A 14,649-nucleotide genomic window follows, 5' to 3' on the forward strand; every position below is an offset into this window, starting at 1 on the left:
CTCTGTAACTATCACTAAAGAAGCGAAAATTTATTCTAAAACTGATACAAATAGTGTCGAGACAAATTATATTCAGTCTGGAGAGTCACTATATATGATATTAGATAGTTCAAGAAAAGGTTTTCGAAAGGTTAAGTATAATAACAGAATTGGTTTCATTTATAGACCTTCTTTTAAAGCATATTCTCCCAATTTGACTGCGGTAAATGACAGTGCTAAAATTAATAGAAAAAAAAAATCCACAAGCGTCTTCTTCGTCAGCGCCCAGTGGTACTGTTCATGTTAGAGGGTATTATAGAAAGGATGGAACTTATGTAAAGCCGCATACTAGAAGAGTACCTAAAAAGCGATAATTTCAAGAATATCGAACAATTTAAACGTGGAGGATTGCTCAATAATTAAAATAATAAAAAATTGGATATCAGATAAATAATGTTATCTTTGGGTATAATCAGGCTCTGCCTTGCTTCTCTAGAACCGAATAGTTTACTCTTCTTTTTTAGTTTTCGCTTTACATTGCTAATGTTATCATCTAATTTGATGAAGTTACTATTTGAATTTGTTCTCCTTCAAAATCATTTATTTCTTTTCACGTTTAGTTAACGAATGGTTATTTAGATCTAAAAAGTCTTAAAAAGGATGGCTTTATAGCCTTAACAAATTTTTTTATTTTAATATATTACAAAATGCAAGAAGGAACAGTAAAATTCTACAACAACACAAAAGGATATGGTTTTATTACACCAAATGATGGTGGAAACGATTTATTTGTGCACATGACAGGTCTTAGAGATAATATCAGAGAGAATGACCAGGTGTCATATGAAGTAGAACAAGGACGTAACGGACTTAACGCTACTAACGTAAGAGTAGTATAAAATACTTTATATTGTATTATTAGGCTAAAGCATAGTATGTTTTAGCCTTTTTTGTTTATTAAGGTTGGTGGAGCATATCGGATTCGAACCGATCACCTCTTCGCTGCCAGCGAAGCGCTCTAGCCAAATGAGCTAATGCCCCAAAGTGGAGGATTTACTTTTCTTCCGCAATATGGATGGTGTAGCGTATTCGGTCGTTCGCCGCTACTTTAGATATAAAATCAAAATACGTTTGGTATTGATCGGCAGGATAAGTTCCATCCTTAATCTCTAATTTACGATAATATTTCACTTTTTGACCATCAGAGGCAATTTTCAATTCATATTTTCCCATGGCACATTCAATGGATTCATTGACAGGAACTAAAAATCCTTTTAATTTCTCTTCAAAAACAAATTCTGTTTCATCGATATCGGTATATCCTCGGTTAATGTACAGCGGATTTGTTCGGTTTCGAGATTCTGGAATATTACGTTGTACATTGAATACATTAGGTGTCAGAATGTAATTGTTGCCATTTTTCACTACATAACTACGGATATTAACCTCTAAATTTTCTTCTAAAATAGGCTCTTTTTCATTATTTACTTTATATTCGATTTTGTCGAATACAATATTGTTGACATCATAATATTTCTTCAATTGTTTGTTTTGGTCAGGCAAGCTGTTAAACATATTGTAGAAATGGTTTTCAAATTGCGAACCTGAAAATTGAGTTGCTATTTTACCCACTAGAGTTCCTTCTTTAGTGACTTTAAAGGTATTTTTGCGGGTTTGTAGACTTTCAGTAGCAAGATATCTCTGTGTCCGAAATACTTTTCCTCCATCTGCTGTACACGCCAATACCAAGCGGTCATCCGTAAAATCTCCTAAATAACCGAAAGGATTTTTGTTGCTCGTACATTCAAGCCAAGTGGTGTCGTTTTCAAAAGGAACACACAGAATAATATGATTTCCATCCACCGCATTAGCAAAAGATTCATCCAAACTTACTTTCTGGTTACCTGCTTCTACCACACAATACAAGGATGGTATATCTACAGCTGCTAATAAACACTGCATATAGTTTACCAAAGCTTTACAGTCGCCGTATCCTAAACGATCTACGTAGGATGCTGGGAAAGGCTCCAAACCGCCTATGCCGATTTGTACGCTGACATAGCGTGTCTTATCTTGCATATACTTATACAGTGCCTTAGCTTTATCTCTAGGATGGTCAAATTGAGAAGCTATTTGTTTAGCTTTTTCTATTGTTGTGGCAGGGAGGTCATGCTTTCCTTTCAATAGTTCATCGTGTACCCATTTACCGAAATCTTGCCAATTGGTTACTTTACCAGTTCTTTTGTAGTATTGAAAAGTCTCTGGAACGATTTTGACAATCATCTTGCTGGGATGTTCAATCGGAGAATATGGTTCTTCCTTGCGTGCCTGGAGATTGGATGCGGTCCAAGTATATGTTTTTCCTTTTTCGTTAGTGGTTACTACAGCTTCTTGTTGTAGATTTTCGGTTTTGATGCGAAGATTGAGCTCTGGTTTGCAACTAAATTGATAGGTGCTTTTTTCGACGGCGAGATCATTACTGCGATTTGGATACCAATAGGGGATGAACAAATTTTGTCCATGCTTGATTTCATAGCTATACACTATGGTGTACGGATAGATTGTTACACTAGGAGAGTAGTGTTTTACGCGTGAATCCGCATACATGCTTACACCATCAGTAGCACTGTAATCTTTAAAATCTTTCTGTCCGAATTTTCCTATTTGTTTGCCAAATTCATCGTAGACAAATCCTTTGATATCTTTTATTGTTTTGCTCTTATCATAGAATAAAGTCAGATCACTATAATCTTCTCCGGACTTGTTCAGAATCGTAATGGCGCGTGTGACTGTTTCCGTTATATTGTTATCAGCTTTCATGTCAAAACTGATGTGTTCATTTCGCAAAATTGCCGTTGCTCTGCTTTTTAATCCGTTTGGAATAGTTTCAACGGCAAATTCCTGAGCGAAAAGGGAATTAAGAGCAAAGGTCAGCGCAATTAAAAGGATGCTAGTAAATCTCATTATTTAGGCTGGTAATTAAATTCATAATCTATTTGCATATGCTGAATAATGCGAGAGAACAATTCTTTCAAACCAAAATATTCTTCACTGGTATAAATGGCTTTGTTCAGCGCTAATTGTTGGGTAACGATTAATTTATTTCCTTGTACTTCTCCCGAATAATAGTAGCGTGCCGAACTACCTGGTAAGGCTATATTCATTTTTTTAGGTCCTTGTTTGAAAGTAAATCCTTCAGGCAATTCAATTTCTATCGTATGTTTTTCTGAATCACGAGCCCCCAAATCTACATCGTATGTACGTTCATCTAAATTGAATGGATTTTGTGTTATACGCGAAATAAAAATAGGGTTAAACTGAACATGTCCTGACTGCAGCGCCCCTGTTAAATGTGTTTCGATGTCAAACTCTTCATGAAGCAACTTCGCAGGATCATCCAAACTTTGAACGGATGAATTTATAATACTCGTGTTGGTTAATTTTTCATCGAACTTTTCAGTGTATTCCTCAAAACTTGGGTAGTCTAATATTTCTTTTCGTTTGTGTACAGCGTCCAGACCAGCAGATGTAATAGATAGTTTTCCTTTTAATTTACCATCCAAATCAAGTTTACCGATAAAAGTATATTCTTTGACTGAAACAGTTTTATTGGTTAGTTCAATCCATTCGGAGGATTTACGGGAATAAATAATTCGGCCTTTGCCGTTTATACAATGTAGTGGCAATTCTCCAAATGGCACCAACGGATCTGTCGCATCGGCTAGCACGTATTCATCGTTGATCTTCACTGCCGCAATCACATAATTGAAGTCGGATAGTACTGGATGCAAGTCATGCGGCAAACCATTATTTCGGGTCGAAATGATTACAGGATAGGCTTCCAAGCCCGCAGCATTAAATGCTGTGGTTAATGCTAAATTGATATCGCCAACATTTCCGCTACGGCGTTCTAAAGCATCTTCGATGCCATGCTGACTATATTTGCCATAAAGGTTGTTTAGTTTTATGTTTTTACTTACCCATTGGTAAGCTTCCGCTGATCGAAGTTGTGGATCTACAATCTCTAATATCTTAGGGTCTAATTTTTGTTTGATAAAATCTACTTTCTTTAGCTGACCTCCAAAGCTTTTGTCCGTCATTAGCTCCATATCGACATCTTTCCAGGCTTTGGTGTATTTGTCCACAGAGCCATTTGGATTCAGCATTTCGACAAGTTCAAAATTAATAGCAGAAATATAGTTTTTGGGCGCAAGCATATAAGCTTCTTCTTTGAATGCTGGAATAGCATTCATACTGTATATGATGTTCGAGCAATCGTATCGCGCTCCCATCAACACGATACAGCCACTTTCTCTTTTGGATTTAGTGTCTTCTAACTTTAAAGGACCTTTAAGGGTAACATTATAATTGCTTATAGCGGGGATTCGCACATTATATTCGCTGCGAATTTTTGGAATATCGGATTGAAATTGCCAGCTTCTAAAATTGAAAATATCAGGCGAAACTAAATTGTATTCTATTTCAATGATGGAGCCAACTTTAATGTTGGGTAGGGTGAATTTAGTTAATTGCAGGTATTCGCTTTTATTCTCGGTGATTACACTTTTTCGTTCCAGAATGGTTTCAGTCAAGCGTCCATTTTCTAGGTTATATGTTTTACCTTCAACATTGGTTACATATTCGAAATCTTTGCCAAACTTATATAGTGGTATAGTAAAATTAGCTTTATCAAATCCTTCTTGTGAAAGAATTTTTATTCTCGCTTTGTAGGTATGAAAAATGCGTAAAGCACGGTCGCGCTCGCTGATGTCCATGTGCGTTTTAGCAGTTTCCAATAACACAACGGCATTAGCATTTGGGTCAGGATTATTATTGACAATTTGAAAATTTGCTGGAGTAATTTTCGGAAATTCGCTTACTTGAGCAATAGAATGAGTGAAAAAGAGTAATCCTAAAAATACGGCTAATACCTTCATTGGTTAGTTAAAGTAAAATTATTTCTGGAAATTTAACAATTATACTTTAAAAACCAATAATTTATTGTGATTACTCTTGAGCTTGAAGTAGTTGCTTTTCGTACAAATCAGCATACTCGCCACCTAAGGCAAGTAAAGTTTCATGATCACCTTCTTCAATTATTCTGCCATTTTCCAACACAATAATATGATCAGCATTCTTAATCGTAGATATACGATGTGCTATGAATACAGATGTTTTGTCTTTCATAATCTGACTTAGGTTATGTAGAATTTCCTCTTCTGTTTTGGTGTCTACCGCCGAAAGACAATCGTCAAAAATTAAGATTTCTGGATTTTTAATTAAAGCACGAGCAATAGAAACACGTTGTTTTTGACCACCCGAAAGCGTAATGCCACGTTCGCCAATATGTGTTTCAAAGCCTTCTTCAAAACCTTTGATATTTTCGTATACTGCGGCTTGTTTTGCTGCGGTTTCGACTTGTTCTGAAGTATATGTGTCTAATCCAAATGCAATATTATTTGCAATAGTGTCCGAAAATAAGAACACATTTTGAGGAACAAAACCTATCTGATGACGCAAATGCGCATAGTCAAAATCTTTGATGTCTATACCATCGAAACTGATCTTACCCTTGTCAGCATCGTACATACGAAGCAACAGATTGGATAATGTACTTTTTCCCGATCCTGTTTTCCCGATAATAGCTACAGTTTGGCCAGCCTTGATTTCCAGATAGATATTATCCAATGCTTTTATACCTGTTTCTGGGTAAGTGAAGCTAACGTTTTCTAATTTGATATTTCCTGTCAAATTTTTAGTAATCGTTCCATTCGGAATCTCGGAGGTGGTATTCAAAAATTCATTGATACGTTTTTGGGAAGCTGCAGCACGCTGAATCAAAGAAGTTACCCACGCTAATGCCAATGCCGGGAAGGTTAATTGATTGACGTAAATAATAAATTCTGCAATATTACCGGCCGTAATAGTTCCTTTATTCACTTCCAAACCGCCGATATAAACGGTAATGATTGTACTAAAACCAACTAAGAAAATGATTAATGGGAAGAAAATAGCTTGAACACGAACCAAATCCAAAGCCGTATTGCGGTAATGGTTACTTTCTTTCTTGAATTCTTTTATTTTGCTGACTTCTTGGGTATAGGTTTTGATAACGCGTATACCCGAAAACGTTTCTTGTACGAAAGAAGAAAGTTTGGATAGTTGGGCTTGAATACGTGTACTGCGTTGGTTAATTATTTTATTGATAAACAAAATAATCACCATAATAATGGGGATAGGTAATAAAGCGTAAGTAGCCAATGTAGGATTGACATCATACATCGCATAGATGATCATAATTGATAATGTCACCGTATTGATCGTGTACATGATTGCAGGACCAAGATAATTACGCACTTGATTGACATCTTCGGTCGCACGACTCATTAAATCACCTGTATTATTACGTCTGAAAAAAGCAAAATCCAATGCCTGGTAATGCTGATAGATTTCGTTTTTCAAATCATATTCAATATATCTAGAAATTAAAATAATGGATTGACGCATTAAGAAAAGGAAAATACCTCGTAACAATGCTAATAATAATACGAGTCCGCCAAAATAAAGTAGGCTTTTACCGAAAGCATCATAAATAGATTGCTGGTTCTCAAAACCATCGTACAACTTATACAATTCGATGTTTTCTTTCACCAAGTCAAAGGCTTCTCGGATAACTTTGGCAGGTAGTATACCAAATATATTAGAGATAATAACGAAGATAACACCTGGAATCAAGCGCCATTTGTATTTTATGAAATATTTATTTAAATAAGCTAGATCTTTCATGATTTGCTAACAAAGGTAAGGGTTTAGCTTTAATATTTTCATCGATATGGTAGTATTAAAGTCATAGTTTTATAAATGCGTGAAAAGGTGATTTTAACAAAAATTATTTATTAATTTTGTACAGCCTAAGAAAGGGCAGTTTGAATTATAATTTTGGGTATGCAAAATTCTACTATTTTCAATCTGATGTCCACTGCTGATCATCAGAATTTGTTCTTTTGTAATGATCCTGCTGTAGGACTAAAAGCTATTGTAGCGATCCATGATACGACATTAGGTCCTGCCATTGGCGGAGTACGTATGTTGCCATATGAGTCAGAAGAAGAGGCTATCGAAGATGCATTGCGTCTTTCAAAAGCAATTACTTACAAAGCATCATTAGCTGGGTTGAATTTAGGAGGAGGATGTGCTGTAATCATAGGTAACAACCGTACGGACAAAACAGAAGTTTTGATGCGTCGAGTTGGTAAATTTATCGAAGGATTAAACGGTAATTTCATAGCCTCTATAGACGTAGGTACCACACAAAAAGATTTAGAATACATCCATGCCGAGACGAATTATGTAGCGGGCCTACCCACTTCAATGAACGGAGGAGGAGATACTACAGTTTTTGCGGCACGAGGTGTATTTTATGGAATCAAAGCTGCGATCAAAGAGTTATACGGTGATGATTCCTTAGCAGGACGTAAAGTTGCTGTTCAAGGTGTGGGATCTGTAGGGGAGCATTTAGTTTCTATGCTAAGAAATGAAAATGCACGTGTGTACGTTTCGGATATGACCGAAGAGCGTAAATTGAAAGTAGCGGCTAAGTACAAAGCTGAGCCAATCCAATATAGTACAAGTTATGAATTGGATGTGGATGTATATGCACCATGTGCATTAGGCGGAACTGTCAATCCAGATACTGTGCCTAAAATGCGTTGCAAAATCATAGCGGGTTCTGCAAACAACCAAATCAAAGAAGAAGAAAAAACAATACAATTGTTGAAGGAACATAATATATTGTACACACCAGATTTCTTAATCAATTCAGGAGCTTTAATTAGTTGCTATTCTGAATTGGAAGGATATGGTAATGACCGTACAGAATCATTGATCCGCAATATATATACTGCGACACGTCACGTGCTGCAGCGTTCTAGAGAAGAAAATATTACTACTTATGAGGCAGCGAAGCAATTGGCTGAAAAACGTATTGCGGATATGTCTCTAATCAAACGATAAGTGTAATTGGTCTTCACATTTAAAAGCGTTCTTTATAAATAAATTCGTTCTTATACACTTATGTTAAACAGAAGACACCTTAGAGTTAAGGTTATGCAAACGCTTTATGCGTACAGTTTATCTGACGATAAACAGATTAAGGATTTTGAAAAGGCACTTTTCAAGAATGTAGAAGAGGTAAATGAAATGTACATCTGGACATTGAATTTACTGGATGAAGTAGCTGAATACGTAGTAGTAGATGCCGAGAGTCGTGCCGCAAAATTTTTACCTACAGAGAAGGATAAAATTTTGACAACCAAACTGAATAGCAATACGTTTATTGAGTCGCTGCGTCAAAATAGAACTTACCTTGAGCTGGTAAAAAAATATAAGGTGTCTTGGGAGTTTGACCCAGAGATTGTACGTTCGATCTTTGCGCAGCTAAAAGATTCTGAGGCTTACTTGGAATACTTACAATCGGAAGACCGTAGTATCACTGCCGAGAAAGATATTATCAAATATATCTTCAAAAAAATTATTTTGAAATCGGTAGAAATCGAACAAGTTTTCGAAGAGAAATTCATCAACTGGACAGTGGATAAAGAAGTGTTGCAGGCGATGATTGCTAAAACCTTCAAAAACTTCAGTTCAGAAGTTCCTTCACAAAATAAATTAGCTGATTTGACTCCAAATTGGTCTGAAGATGAAGAGTTTGTTTCAGAATTATTGAAAACATCTATCCGTTACGCGGATGAATATCAACAACTTATTGCTGAAAAAACTAAAAATTGGGAAGCAGATCGTATTGCTTTAATGGATACGCTTTTAATGCGTATGGCAATTAGCGAATTAATCAATTTCCCATCTATACCTGTGAAAGTTACCATCAATGAATACATCGAATTGTCAAAAACATTCAGCACATTGAAAAGTAATACATTTATAAATGGTATATTAGACAAAATTCTTGCAGATTTGACCAAGCAAGGTCGTATTCGTAAGTCAGGAAGAGGACTAAAAGACTAGATATAACTATGAACAAACTATTATTTGCTGGTTTAGCTTTATCCATGCTTGTTGCATGTAATAATTCATCTAAAAACTCAAATGAAGCCGCTGATTCTACAGTAACTGTCGAAGGCGAAGCAACAGCTGTTGGTGGTGGCAAAATTGTATTTGAAGAAAGTAAATATGATTTTGGTACAGTAAAAGAAGGCGCAGTGGTGGATCACACTTTTAAGTTCAAAAATGAAGGAACTGAGCCAGTGATATTAGGTCAAGTATCGACTTCATGTGGATGTACGACTCCTAGCTATACTACAGACCCAGTATTGCCAGGTAAAGAAGGCGAAATAAATGTGAGTTTTAATAGCGCAGGTCATCCTGGTGTTCAGCAAAAGTTAATCACAATTTCTTCCAATGCTGAAACTCCTGTAATGACAGTAGAACTTAGAGGAACAGTAGAAAAGTAAATTATAAATTTTTAAATATATTATGATATCAAATATTTTATTACAAGCAAGTGGTGGTGGTTTAATGGGAATGTTACCAATGGTGTTAATCATCATTGTGTTTTATTTCTTTATGATCAGACCACAAATGAAAAAACAAAAAGATCACAAGAAGTATATCGAAGAATTGGGAGTTAACTCTAAAATCGTGACTACTGCTGGTATTCACGGACGTATTGTAGAAGTATCTGACACTACTTTCTTAGTAGATGTAGGTTCTGGTGTTCGCATTCGCTTTGACAAATCTGCAGTTTCTTTAGATGCGTCAAAAGCTGCTAATGCTGAGCCAAAAGTATAATTTTTGAGTTAAAATATATAAATAGCCATTTGCCTCGTCGGTAAATGGCTTTTTTTATGCGGAATACATTCCCATCCGCATATTTTTTTAACTTTGTGTATATGAAGCAACGCAGGTTTACAAAAATTCATAAAAGAAAGATAAACATCTTTTTGCGTTGTCTCATTATATCGTTTGTCGCTTGGTTGTTGATCGCTGTTTCCAATCAATATACATTTACTATCAAGGCCGGTATTCAATATGTCAATATTCCCGAGAAGCGAGCTTTTCACCCCTTGCAATCTGATACCGTGAATATACGGATTAAAATGAGTGGCTGGCATGTTTTGATGTCACAATTGCGCTCGGATACCACCAATGTGCAAGTCGATTTGAGTGGACTAAATACCAAAAATTTTGTGGTTTTCTCTAATCAAATTGGCTTTATCAATAGACAGTTTTCTTCGGAAAAGAAGGTTATTGGCGTTTCACCGGATACCTTGTATTTCGATTTTTCGCGTCAGACTCAGCGTAAAGTCCCTATAAAAGTTCCAACCAGTATTACCTTCAAAAAGCAATTTGGATTTGTAGGTGACACCAAAATGAATCCTTCTATGGTTACGATTACAGGACCGACCGAAGATGTGACCAATATTGAATATCTGGAAACAGATACGATTAAAGGGGATATGGTATTTACCGATATTCGTACGGTTGCCAATATCAATAAGCACAACAAAACGAATATTACCATTTATCCGCGCATGACTGAAGTGGTCATCCCTGTAGGAGAATTGACCGAAAAAATTATCGAGGTTCCGATTAAAATTACAAATGGTACGCGTTATACATCAGTGCGTACGGTTCCAAGTAAAGTGTCTTTAACAGTTATGGTTCCATTAAAAGATTATGTGAAATGGACAGCCAGCGATTTTGAAGCTATTGTAGATTTAGAAAATTGGGACGAAAGACATGTCAAAAGTTTGCCTGTTCGTATCACTAAGCTGCCTGATTTTGTGCAATTAATAAAGTTGGAACCCCAAAACGTAGATTTCTTCGTTCGTAAATAATAATCCTATGAAATCAATTAAAGTAGGAATCACGGGAGGTATAGGCTCCGGAAAAAGTTTTGTAGCTAAAATCTTCAAGACAATGGGTATTCCTTTTTATGATGCAGATAAGGAAGCTAAATTAATAATGACACGAAGTGTTATTATTCGTGAAGGATTGATTCAAGCTTTTGGGGAGGAAGTGTATTTTGAAGATGGAAGTCTGAATCGAAAATGGTTGTCTGCACAAGTATTTAATAATCCCGAAAAATTGGAACTGCTAAATACTATCGTTCATCCCGTGGTCATTCAAGATGCGGTAGATTGGGCTAATACGCAAACTTCATGTTACAGCCTGAAAGAGGCAGCACTTTTGTTTGAATCAGGCTCTTATAAGACCTTAGATTATACTATTCTGGTCGTGGCCCCAGAAGAATTGAGAATAGAGCGTGTAATGAATCGTGATGGGGTGAGCCGAGAAGAAGTCCTCAATAGAATCAACAAGCAAATGCCCGAGGAGGAAAAAAGAAAATTGGCTGATTTTATCATTGTCAATAATGGCATTCAACCTTTAATTCCTCAACTATATGAAATACATAAACAGCTAATACGTACATGCTAAAAACAGATATTTTAGAAGATTTTTTAATAGAGAATGAGTTAGGTTATTATTGTGTGTATGGTGATTTCTATATCGATCCAAAATATCCTGTTTCAAAAGCCGTGATTTCGCATGCGCATGGTGACCATGCCGTTCCAGGACATCATACGATTTTTGCTACTTCAAATACGATTGCTTTTATGCAGCATCGTTTCACTAAGCAACCTTTAAATTCTTATTTTCCAAAGGAATATAAACAGGATTTTAAAATAGGGGAGGTACAAATATCATTTATTCCTGCTGGACATATTTTAGGTTCTGCGCAGATTCTAATGGAATATAAAGGCGTTCGTTATCTTTATACGGGTGATTACAAATTGCAAGAAGATAGTACTTGTGAGGCTTTAGAATATGTCAAAGCGGATGTGTTGATAACAGAAACTACGTTCGCAGATCCAGCAGTTATCCATCCCAATCCGATTGAAGAAATCAAAAAGCTAAATTCAACAAAATTGAATATAATGTTGGGTTGTTATGCGTTAGGAAAGGCACAACGTATTACAAATTTAATCAACACCTACTGTCCCCAAAAGATTGTTTACACACATCATAATATAGCGCCTATTCATCGTATTTATGATGAAAAAGGTTTTGTCAAACTTAGCTATGAAATTTATAATAGAAAGGCTTTAAAGGACGGTCAAGATAAGATATATCTTGTTCCCCCAATGACCTTTCATAATTATTTCCGTGCAAAGAATGTGGTACGTGTGTTTGCTTCAGGTTGGAAGCGATTGCAGAATTATAACGATATGACGTTGTTTATTTCGGATCATATTGATTGGAATGATTTGAACCATTTTATTACGGAAGTCCAACCAACTGAAATTTGGACTGTACATGGTGAAGGTATTCACCTTAAACATCATTATGAGGGAAAAATAAAAGTCAGAAATATATTGAAATAGCTGTCTGGCTATTTCAATATATTATCTTCTTCACTACTGCTTTCTTCTCCTCGCATCGAAAAATACGAACTGATTTTCTCTCTTCTCTTCAGCATAAGATAGCCAAGTATAATCAATAAGATATTCCCTAATTGAAAATTTATACCAAAAGAATAGGCACTAGTAAGGCCTGAACCGTTGGAATTAAAATTAAGATCTAAAAAGTTCAGTAATCCCAAATAATACTTAAAAAACCAATAGTCACCACTAATAAATGAATAAATTCAGGTTTAGTAGTTTGGATCTTGTCGTCATAACCAGAAAGTAACCAATTCGCAAGCCAATCAGTCTTTACTAAGAAAATGTAAGCAAAGACGATGGGAATAATGAAAGTTGTGATTTGATTGCTATTGGCTGTTGATGGAAGAGCGTTAAAAACTGAATTTAAAAATCCGAAAATTCCTATTCCGATCAAGTATAGAAAATAGACTCCGAAAGCTTTTATTATGATTTTAAGCAAGTTTGAAATTAACATAGGTAAAAAGTTTTAATTGGAGGTTTATTAAAAATAGTTATATCTCTACACATATACAATTGCCACAAAACATTTTGAAGCATTCTGGGTTTATATAGTTGTGTCACATTAATAAATACTACTAACATGAACAAATTCTTTAGAGCATTGATAGCAGGCTGGGGTGCCAAGAAAATGGGACTTGGGTGCTTCGGGACGATAATCGTTTTTATAATTATCTACTATTTATTGGGATATTTAGGATAAAATACGAAAAAAAAAGCTTCACATTTGTGAAGCTTTTTTTGTGGTGCCAGCTGGATTCGAACCAGCGACACAAGGATTTTCAGTCCTTTGCTCTACCAACTGAGCTATGGCACCTTTTAAGTTTTTGATTTGAAACTGTTACTTTCAGTTTTAGTGGTGGTGCCAGCTGGATTCGAACCAGCGACACAAGGATTTTCAGTCCTTTGCTCTACCAACTGAGCTATGGCACCTTTTTAGCAACTATTTGTTCCCTTGTTGCGTTGCAAATGTAGCTTCTTTTTTTTAATTCTAAAACATTCCAAGTAATTATTTTCGGTATTTTTTCCAATTCCTTGATTTTGATTGAGATAAAATTACATGAAATAAACACGTTAATAAAGGAATTAAGGGTATCTTTGCACTTTAATAATTTGATATGAGTAAAAAGGGTAGAGTATTGGTCGCGATGAGTGGTGGTGTAGACAGTTCAGTTGCGGCTGTAATGTTGCACGAACAGGGCTATGAAGTGATCGGTATTACGATGAAAACTTGGGACTATGCAAGTTCCGGTGGATCATCGAAGGAAACAGGCTGTTGTAGCTTGGACAGTATCAATGATGCGCGTTCATTAGCTGTAAGTTATGGTTTCCCACACTACATACTAGATATACGTAACGAATTTGGTGATTATGTCATTGACAATTTTGTGGATGAGTATATTGCAGGTCGTACACCTAATCCATGTGTGCTATGTAATACACACATCAAGTGGGAAGCTTTGATTAAGCGTGCAGATAAATTGGATTGTGAATTTATAGCTACAGGGCACTATGCTAATATTCGTCAGCATGATAATGGTCGTTTTGTAATTTCAAAAGGATTGGATGAGCATAAGGATCAGTCTTATGTACTTTGGGGAGTGTCGCAGGAAAATTTAGCGCGTACGCAATTTCCTTTAGGATCTTTCCGTAAGTCAGAAATCAAACAAATGGCTTTGGATATGGGGCAACAAGAATTGGCGAATAAATCTGAGAGCTATGAGATCTGTTTCGTACCGAATAATGATTACCGTGACTTCTTAAGACACAAAAGACCTTCTTTGGATCAAGAGATCGGACCAGGTAACTTCATCTTATCGGATGGTACTGTAGTGGGAAAACATATTGGTTATCCTTACTTCACGATTGGACAACGTAAAGGATTAGGTATTGCCTTGGGTAAACCGATGTTTGTGATTGAAATCTTGCCAGAAAGTAATTCGGTAGTATTAGGCGAAGAGCATGAGTTGGAAAAAACACAAGCTTGGGTGCGTAATATCAATTTGGTGAAATATGCTTCAATTGAAGAGCCGATGGAAGCGGTTACGAAGATCCGTTACAAAGATTCAGGTGCACAATCTATCTTAACACAACACGGAGACACGATGCAAGTGGATTTCCCACATGCTGTAAAAGGTATTGCTCCAGGACAATCTGCTGTATTCTACGAAGGAAACGATCTTTTGGGTGGTGGATTTTTGATGAAATAAGT

14 protein-coding genes and 3 tRNA genes are annotated in these 14,649 nt (G+C 36.0%); 10 read left to right on the forward strand and 7 right to left on the reverse strand.

What is annotated here, in order from left to right:
* Both G5B32_RS17100 and G5B32_RS09725 read left to right on the forward strand, forming a co-directional pair.
* Positions 1-286, forward strand: a 286-nt coding sequence (locus G5B32_RS17100) for a hypothetical protein (RefSeq protein WP_206366867.1), incomplete at its 5' end; no start/stop codon positions are given.
* Positions 287-686: 400 nt separating this feature from the next.
* Complete coding sequence (locus G5B32_RS09725) at positions 687-878, forward strand: cold-shock protein (protein WP_165291352.1); 192 nt, start codon at positions 687-689, stop codon at positions 876-878.
* A gap of 65 nt (positions 879-943) precedes the next feature.
* On the opposite strand, the gene G5B32_RS09730 is transcribed toward G5B32_RS09725, so the two are convergent.
* The 4 genes from G5B32_RS09730 to G5B32_RS09745 all read right to left on the reverse strand — a co-directional run bounded on the left by G5B32_RS09730 (position 944) and on the right by G5B32_RS09745 (position 6,765).
* Positions 944-1,020: transfer RNA gene (locus G5B32_RS09730), tRNA-Ala, on the reverse strand.
* Positions 1,021-1,032: 12 nt separating this feature from the next.
* A complete protein-coding gene (locus G5B32_RS09735; protein WP_165291353.1) occupies positions 1,033-2,943 on the reverse strand; it encodes a DUF3857 domain-containing protein in 1,911 nt (636 codons plus the stop codon).
* Entirely contained in the window at positions 2,943-4,916 is a 1,974-nt protein-coding gene (locus G5B32_RS09740) for a DUF3857 domain-containing protein (protein ID WP_165291354.1), read from the reverse strand. Before G5B32_RS09740 ends, G5B32_RS09735 begins: the two co-directional genes overlap by 1 nt.
* A 70-nt stretch (positions 4,917-4,986) precedes the next feature.
* Positions 4,987-6,765 (reverse strand): ABC transporter ATP-binding protein, encoded by a 1,779-nt coding sequence (locus G5B32_RS09745; protein WP_165291355.1) that lies wholly within the window; start codon positions 6,763-6,765, stop codon positions 4,987-4,989.
* Between the two features lie 159 nt (positions 6,766-6,924).
* Here G5B32_RS09745 and G5B32_RS09750 point away from each other — a divergent pair, with 159 nt between their 5' ends.
* From G5B32_RS09750 to G5B32_RS09780, 7 genes are all read left to right on the forward strand, one after another.
* Positions 6,925-7,992: a Glu/Leu/Phe/Val family dehydrogenase gene (locus G5B32_RS09750; protein ID WP_165291356.1), complete on the forward strand. Its 1,068-nt coding sequence runs from the start codon at positions 6,925-6,927 to the stop codon at positions 7,990-7,992.
* A 60-nt stretch (positions 7,993-8,052) separates the two neighbouring features.
* A complete protein-coding gene (gene nusB, locus G5B32_RS09755; protein WP_165291357.1) occupies positions 8,053-9,000 on the forward strand; it encodes a transcription antitermination factor NusB in 948 nt (315 codons plus the stop codon).
* Positions 9,001-9,008: 8 nt separating this feature from the next.
* A complete protein-coding gene (locus G5B32_RS09760) occupies positions 9,009-9,446 on the forward strand; it encodes a DUF1573 domain-containing protein (RefSeq protein ID WP_206366868.1) in 438 nt (145 codons plus the stop codon).
* 22 nt (positions 9,447-9,468) lie between these two features.
* Positions 9,469-9,783, forward strand: a complete 315-nt coding sequence (gene yajC, locus G5B32_RS09765; protein WP_165291358.1) for a preprotein translocase subunit YajC — start codon at positions 9,469-9,471, stop codon at positions 9,781-9,783.
* Between the two features lie 152 nt (positions 9,784-9,935).
* Complete coding sequence (locus G5B32_RS09770; protein WP_240899043.1) at positions 9,936-10,832, forward strand: hypothetical protein; 897 nt, start codon at positions 9,936-9,938, stop codon at positions 10,830-10,832.
* A 7-nt stretch (positions 10,833-10,839) separates the two neighbouring features.
* Complete coding sequence (coaE, locus tag G5B32_RS09775; RefSeq protein ID WP_165291360.1) at positions 10,840-11,433, forward strand: dephospho-CoA kinase; 594 nt, start codon at positions 10,840-10,842, stop codon at positions 11,431-11,433.
* Positions 11,427-12,380 (forward strand): MBL fold metallo-hydrolase, encoded by a 954-nt coding sequence (locus tag G5B32_RS09780; protein ID WP_165291361.1) that lies wholly within the window; start codon positions 11,427-11,429, stop codon positions 12,378-12,380. The genes coaE and G5B32_RS09780 overlap by 7 nt, the downstream gene beginning before the upstream one ends.
* Before the next feature lie 205 nt (positions 12,381-12,585).
* Here G5B32_RS09780 and G5B32_RS09785 read toward each other — a convergent pair whose 3' ends face one another.
* From G5B32_RS09785 to G5B32_RS09795, 3 genes are all read right to left on the reverse strand, one after another.
* Entirely contained in the window at positions 12,586-12,894 is a 309-nt protein-coding gene (locus G5B32_RS09785) for a hypothetical protein (protein WP_165291362.1), read from the reverse strand.
* A gap of 287 nt (positions 12,895-13,181) precedes the next feature.
* Positions 13,182-13,254 (reverse strand) — tRNA-Phe (locus G5B32_RS09790).
* 40 nt (positions 13,255-13,294) lie between these two features.
* Positions 13,295-13,370, reverse strand: a tRNA-Phe gene (locus tag G5B32_RS09795).
* Between the two features lie 185 nt (positions 13,371-13,555).
* Here G5B32_RS09795 and mnmA point away from each other — a divergent pair.
* Positions 13,556-14,647 carry a tRNA 2-thiouridine(34) synthase MnmA gene (gene mnmA, locus G5B32_RS09800; RefSeq protein ID WP_165291363.1) on the forward strand — a complete coding sequence of 364 codons (1,092 nt, stop codon included), beginning with the start codon at positions 13,556-13,558 and terminating at the stop codon, positions 14,645-14,647.
* Positions 14,648-14,649: the final 2 nt, after the last annotated feature.

It is taken from the genome of Sphingobacterium sp. SGL-16 (assembly GCF_011043515.1).
GTDB classification, from domain to species: Bacteria; Bacteroidota; Bacteroidia; order Sphingobacteriales; family Sphingobacteriaceae; genus Sphingobacterium; species Sphingobacterium litopenaei.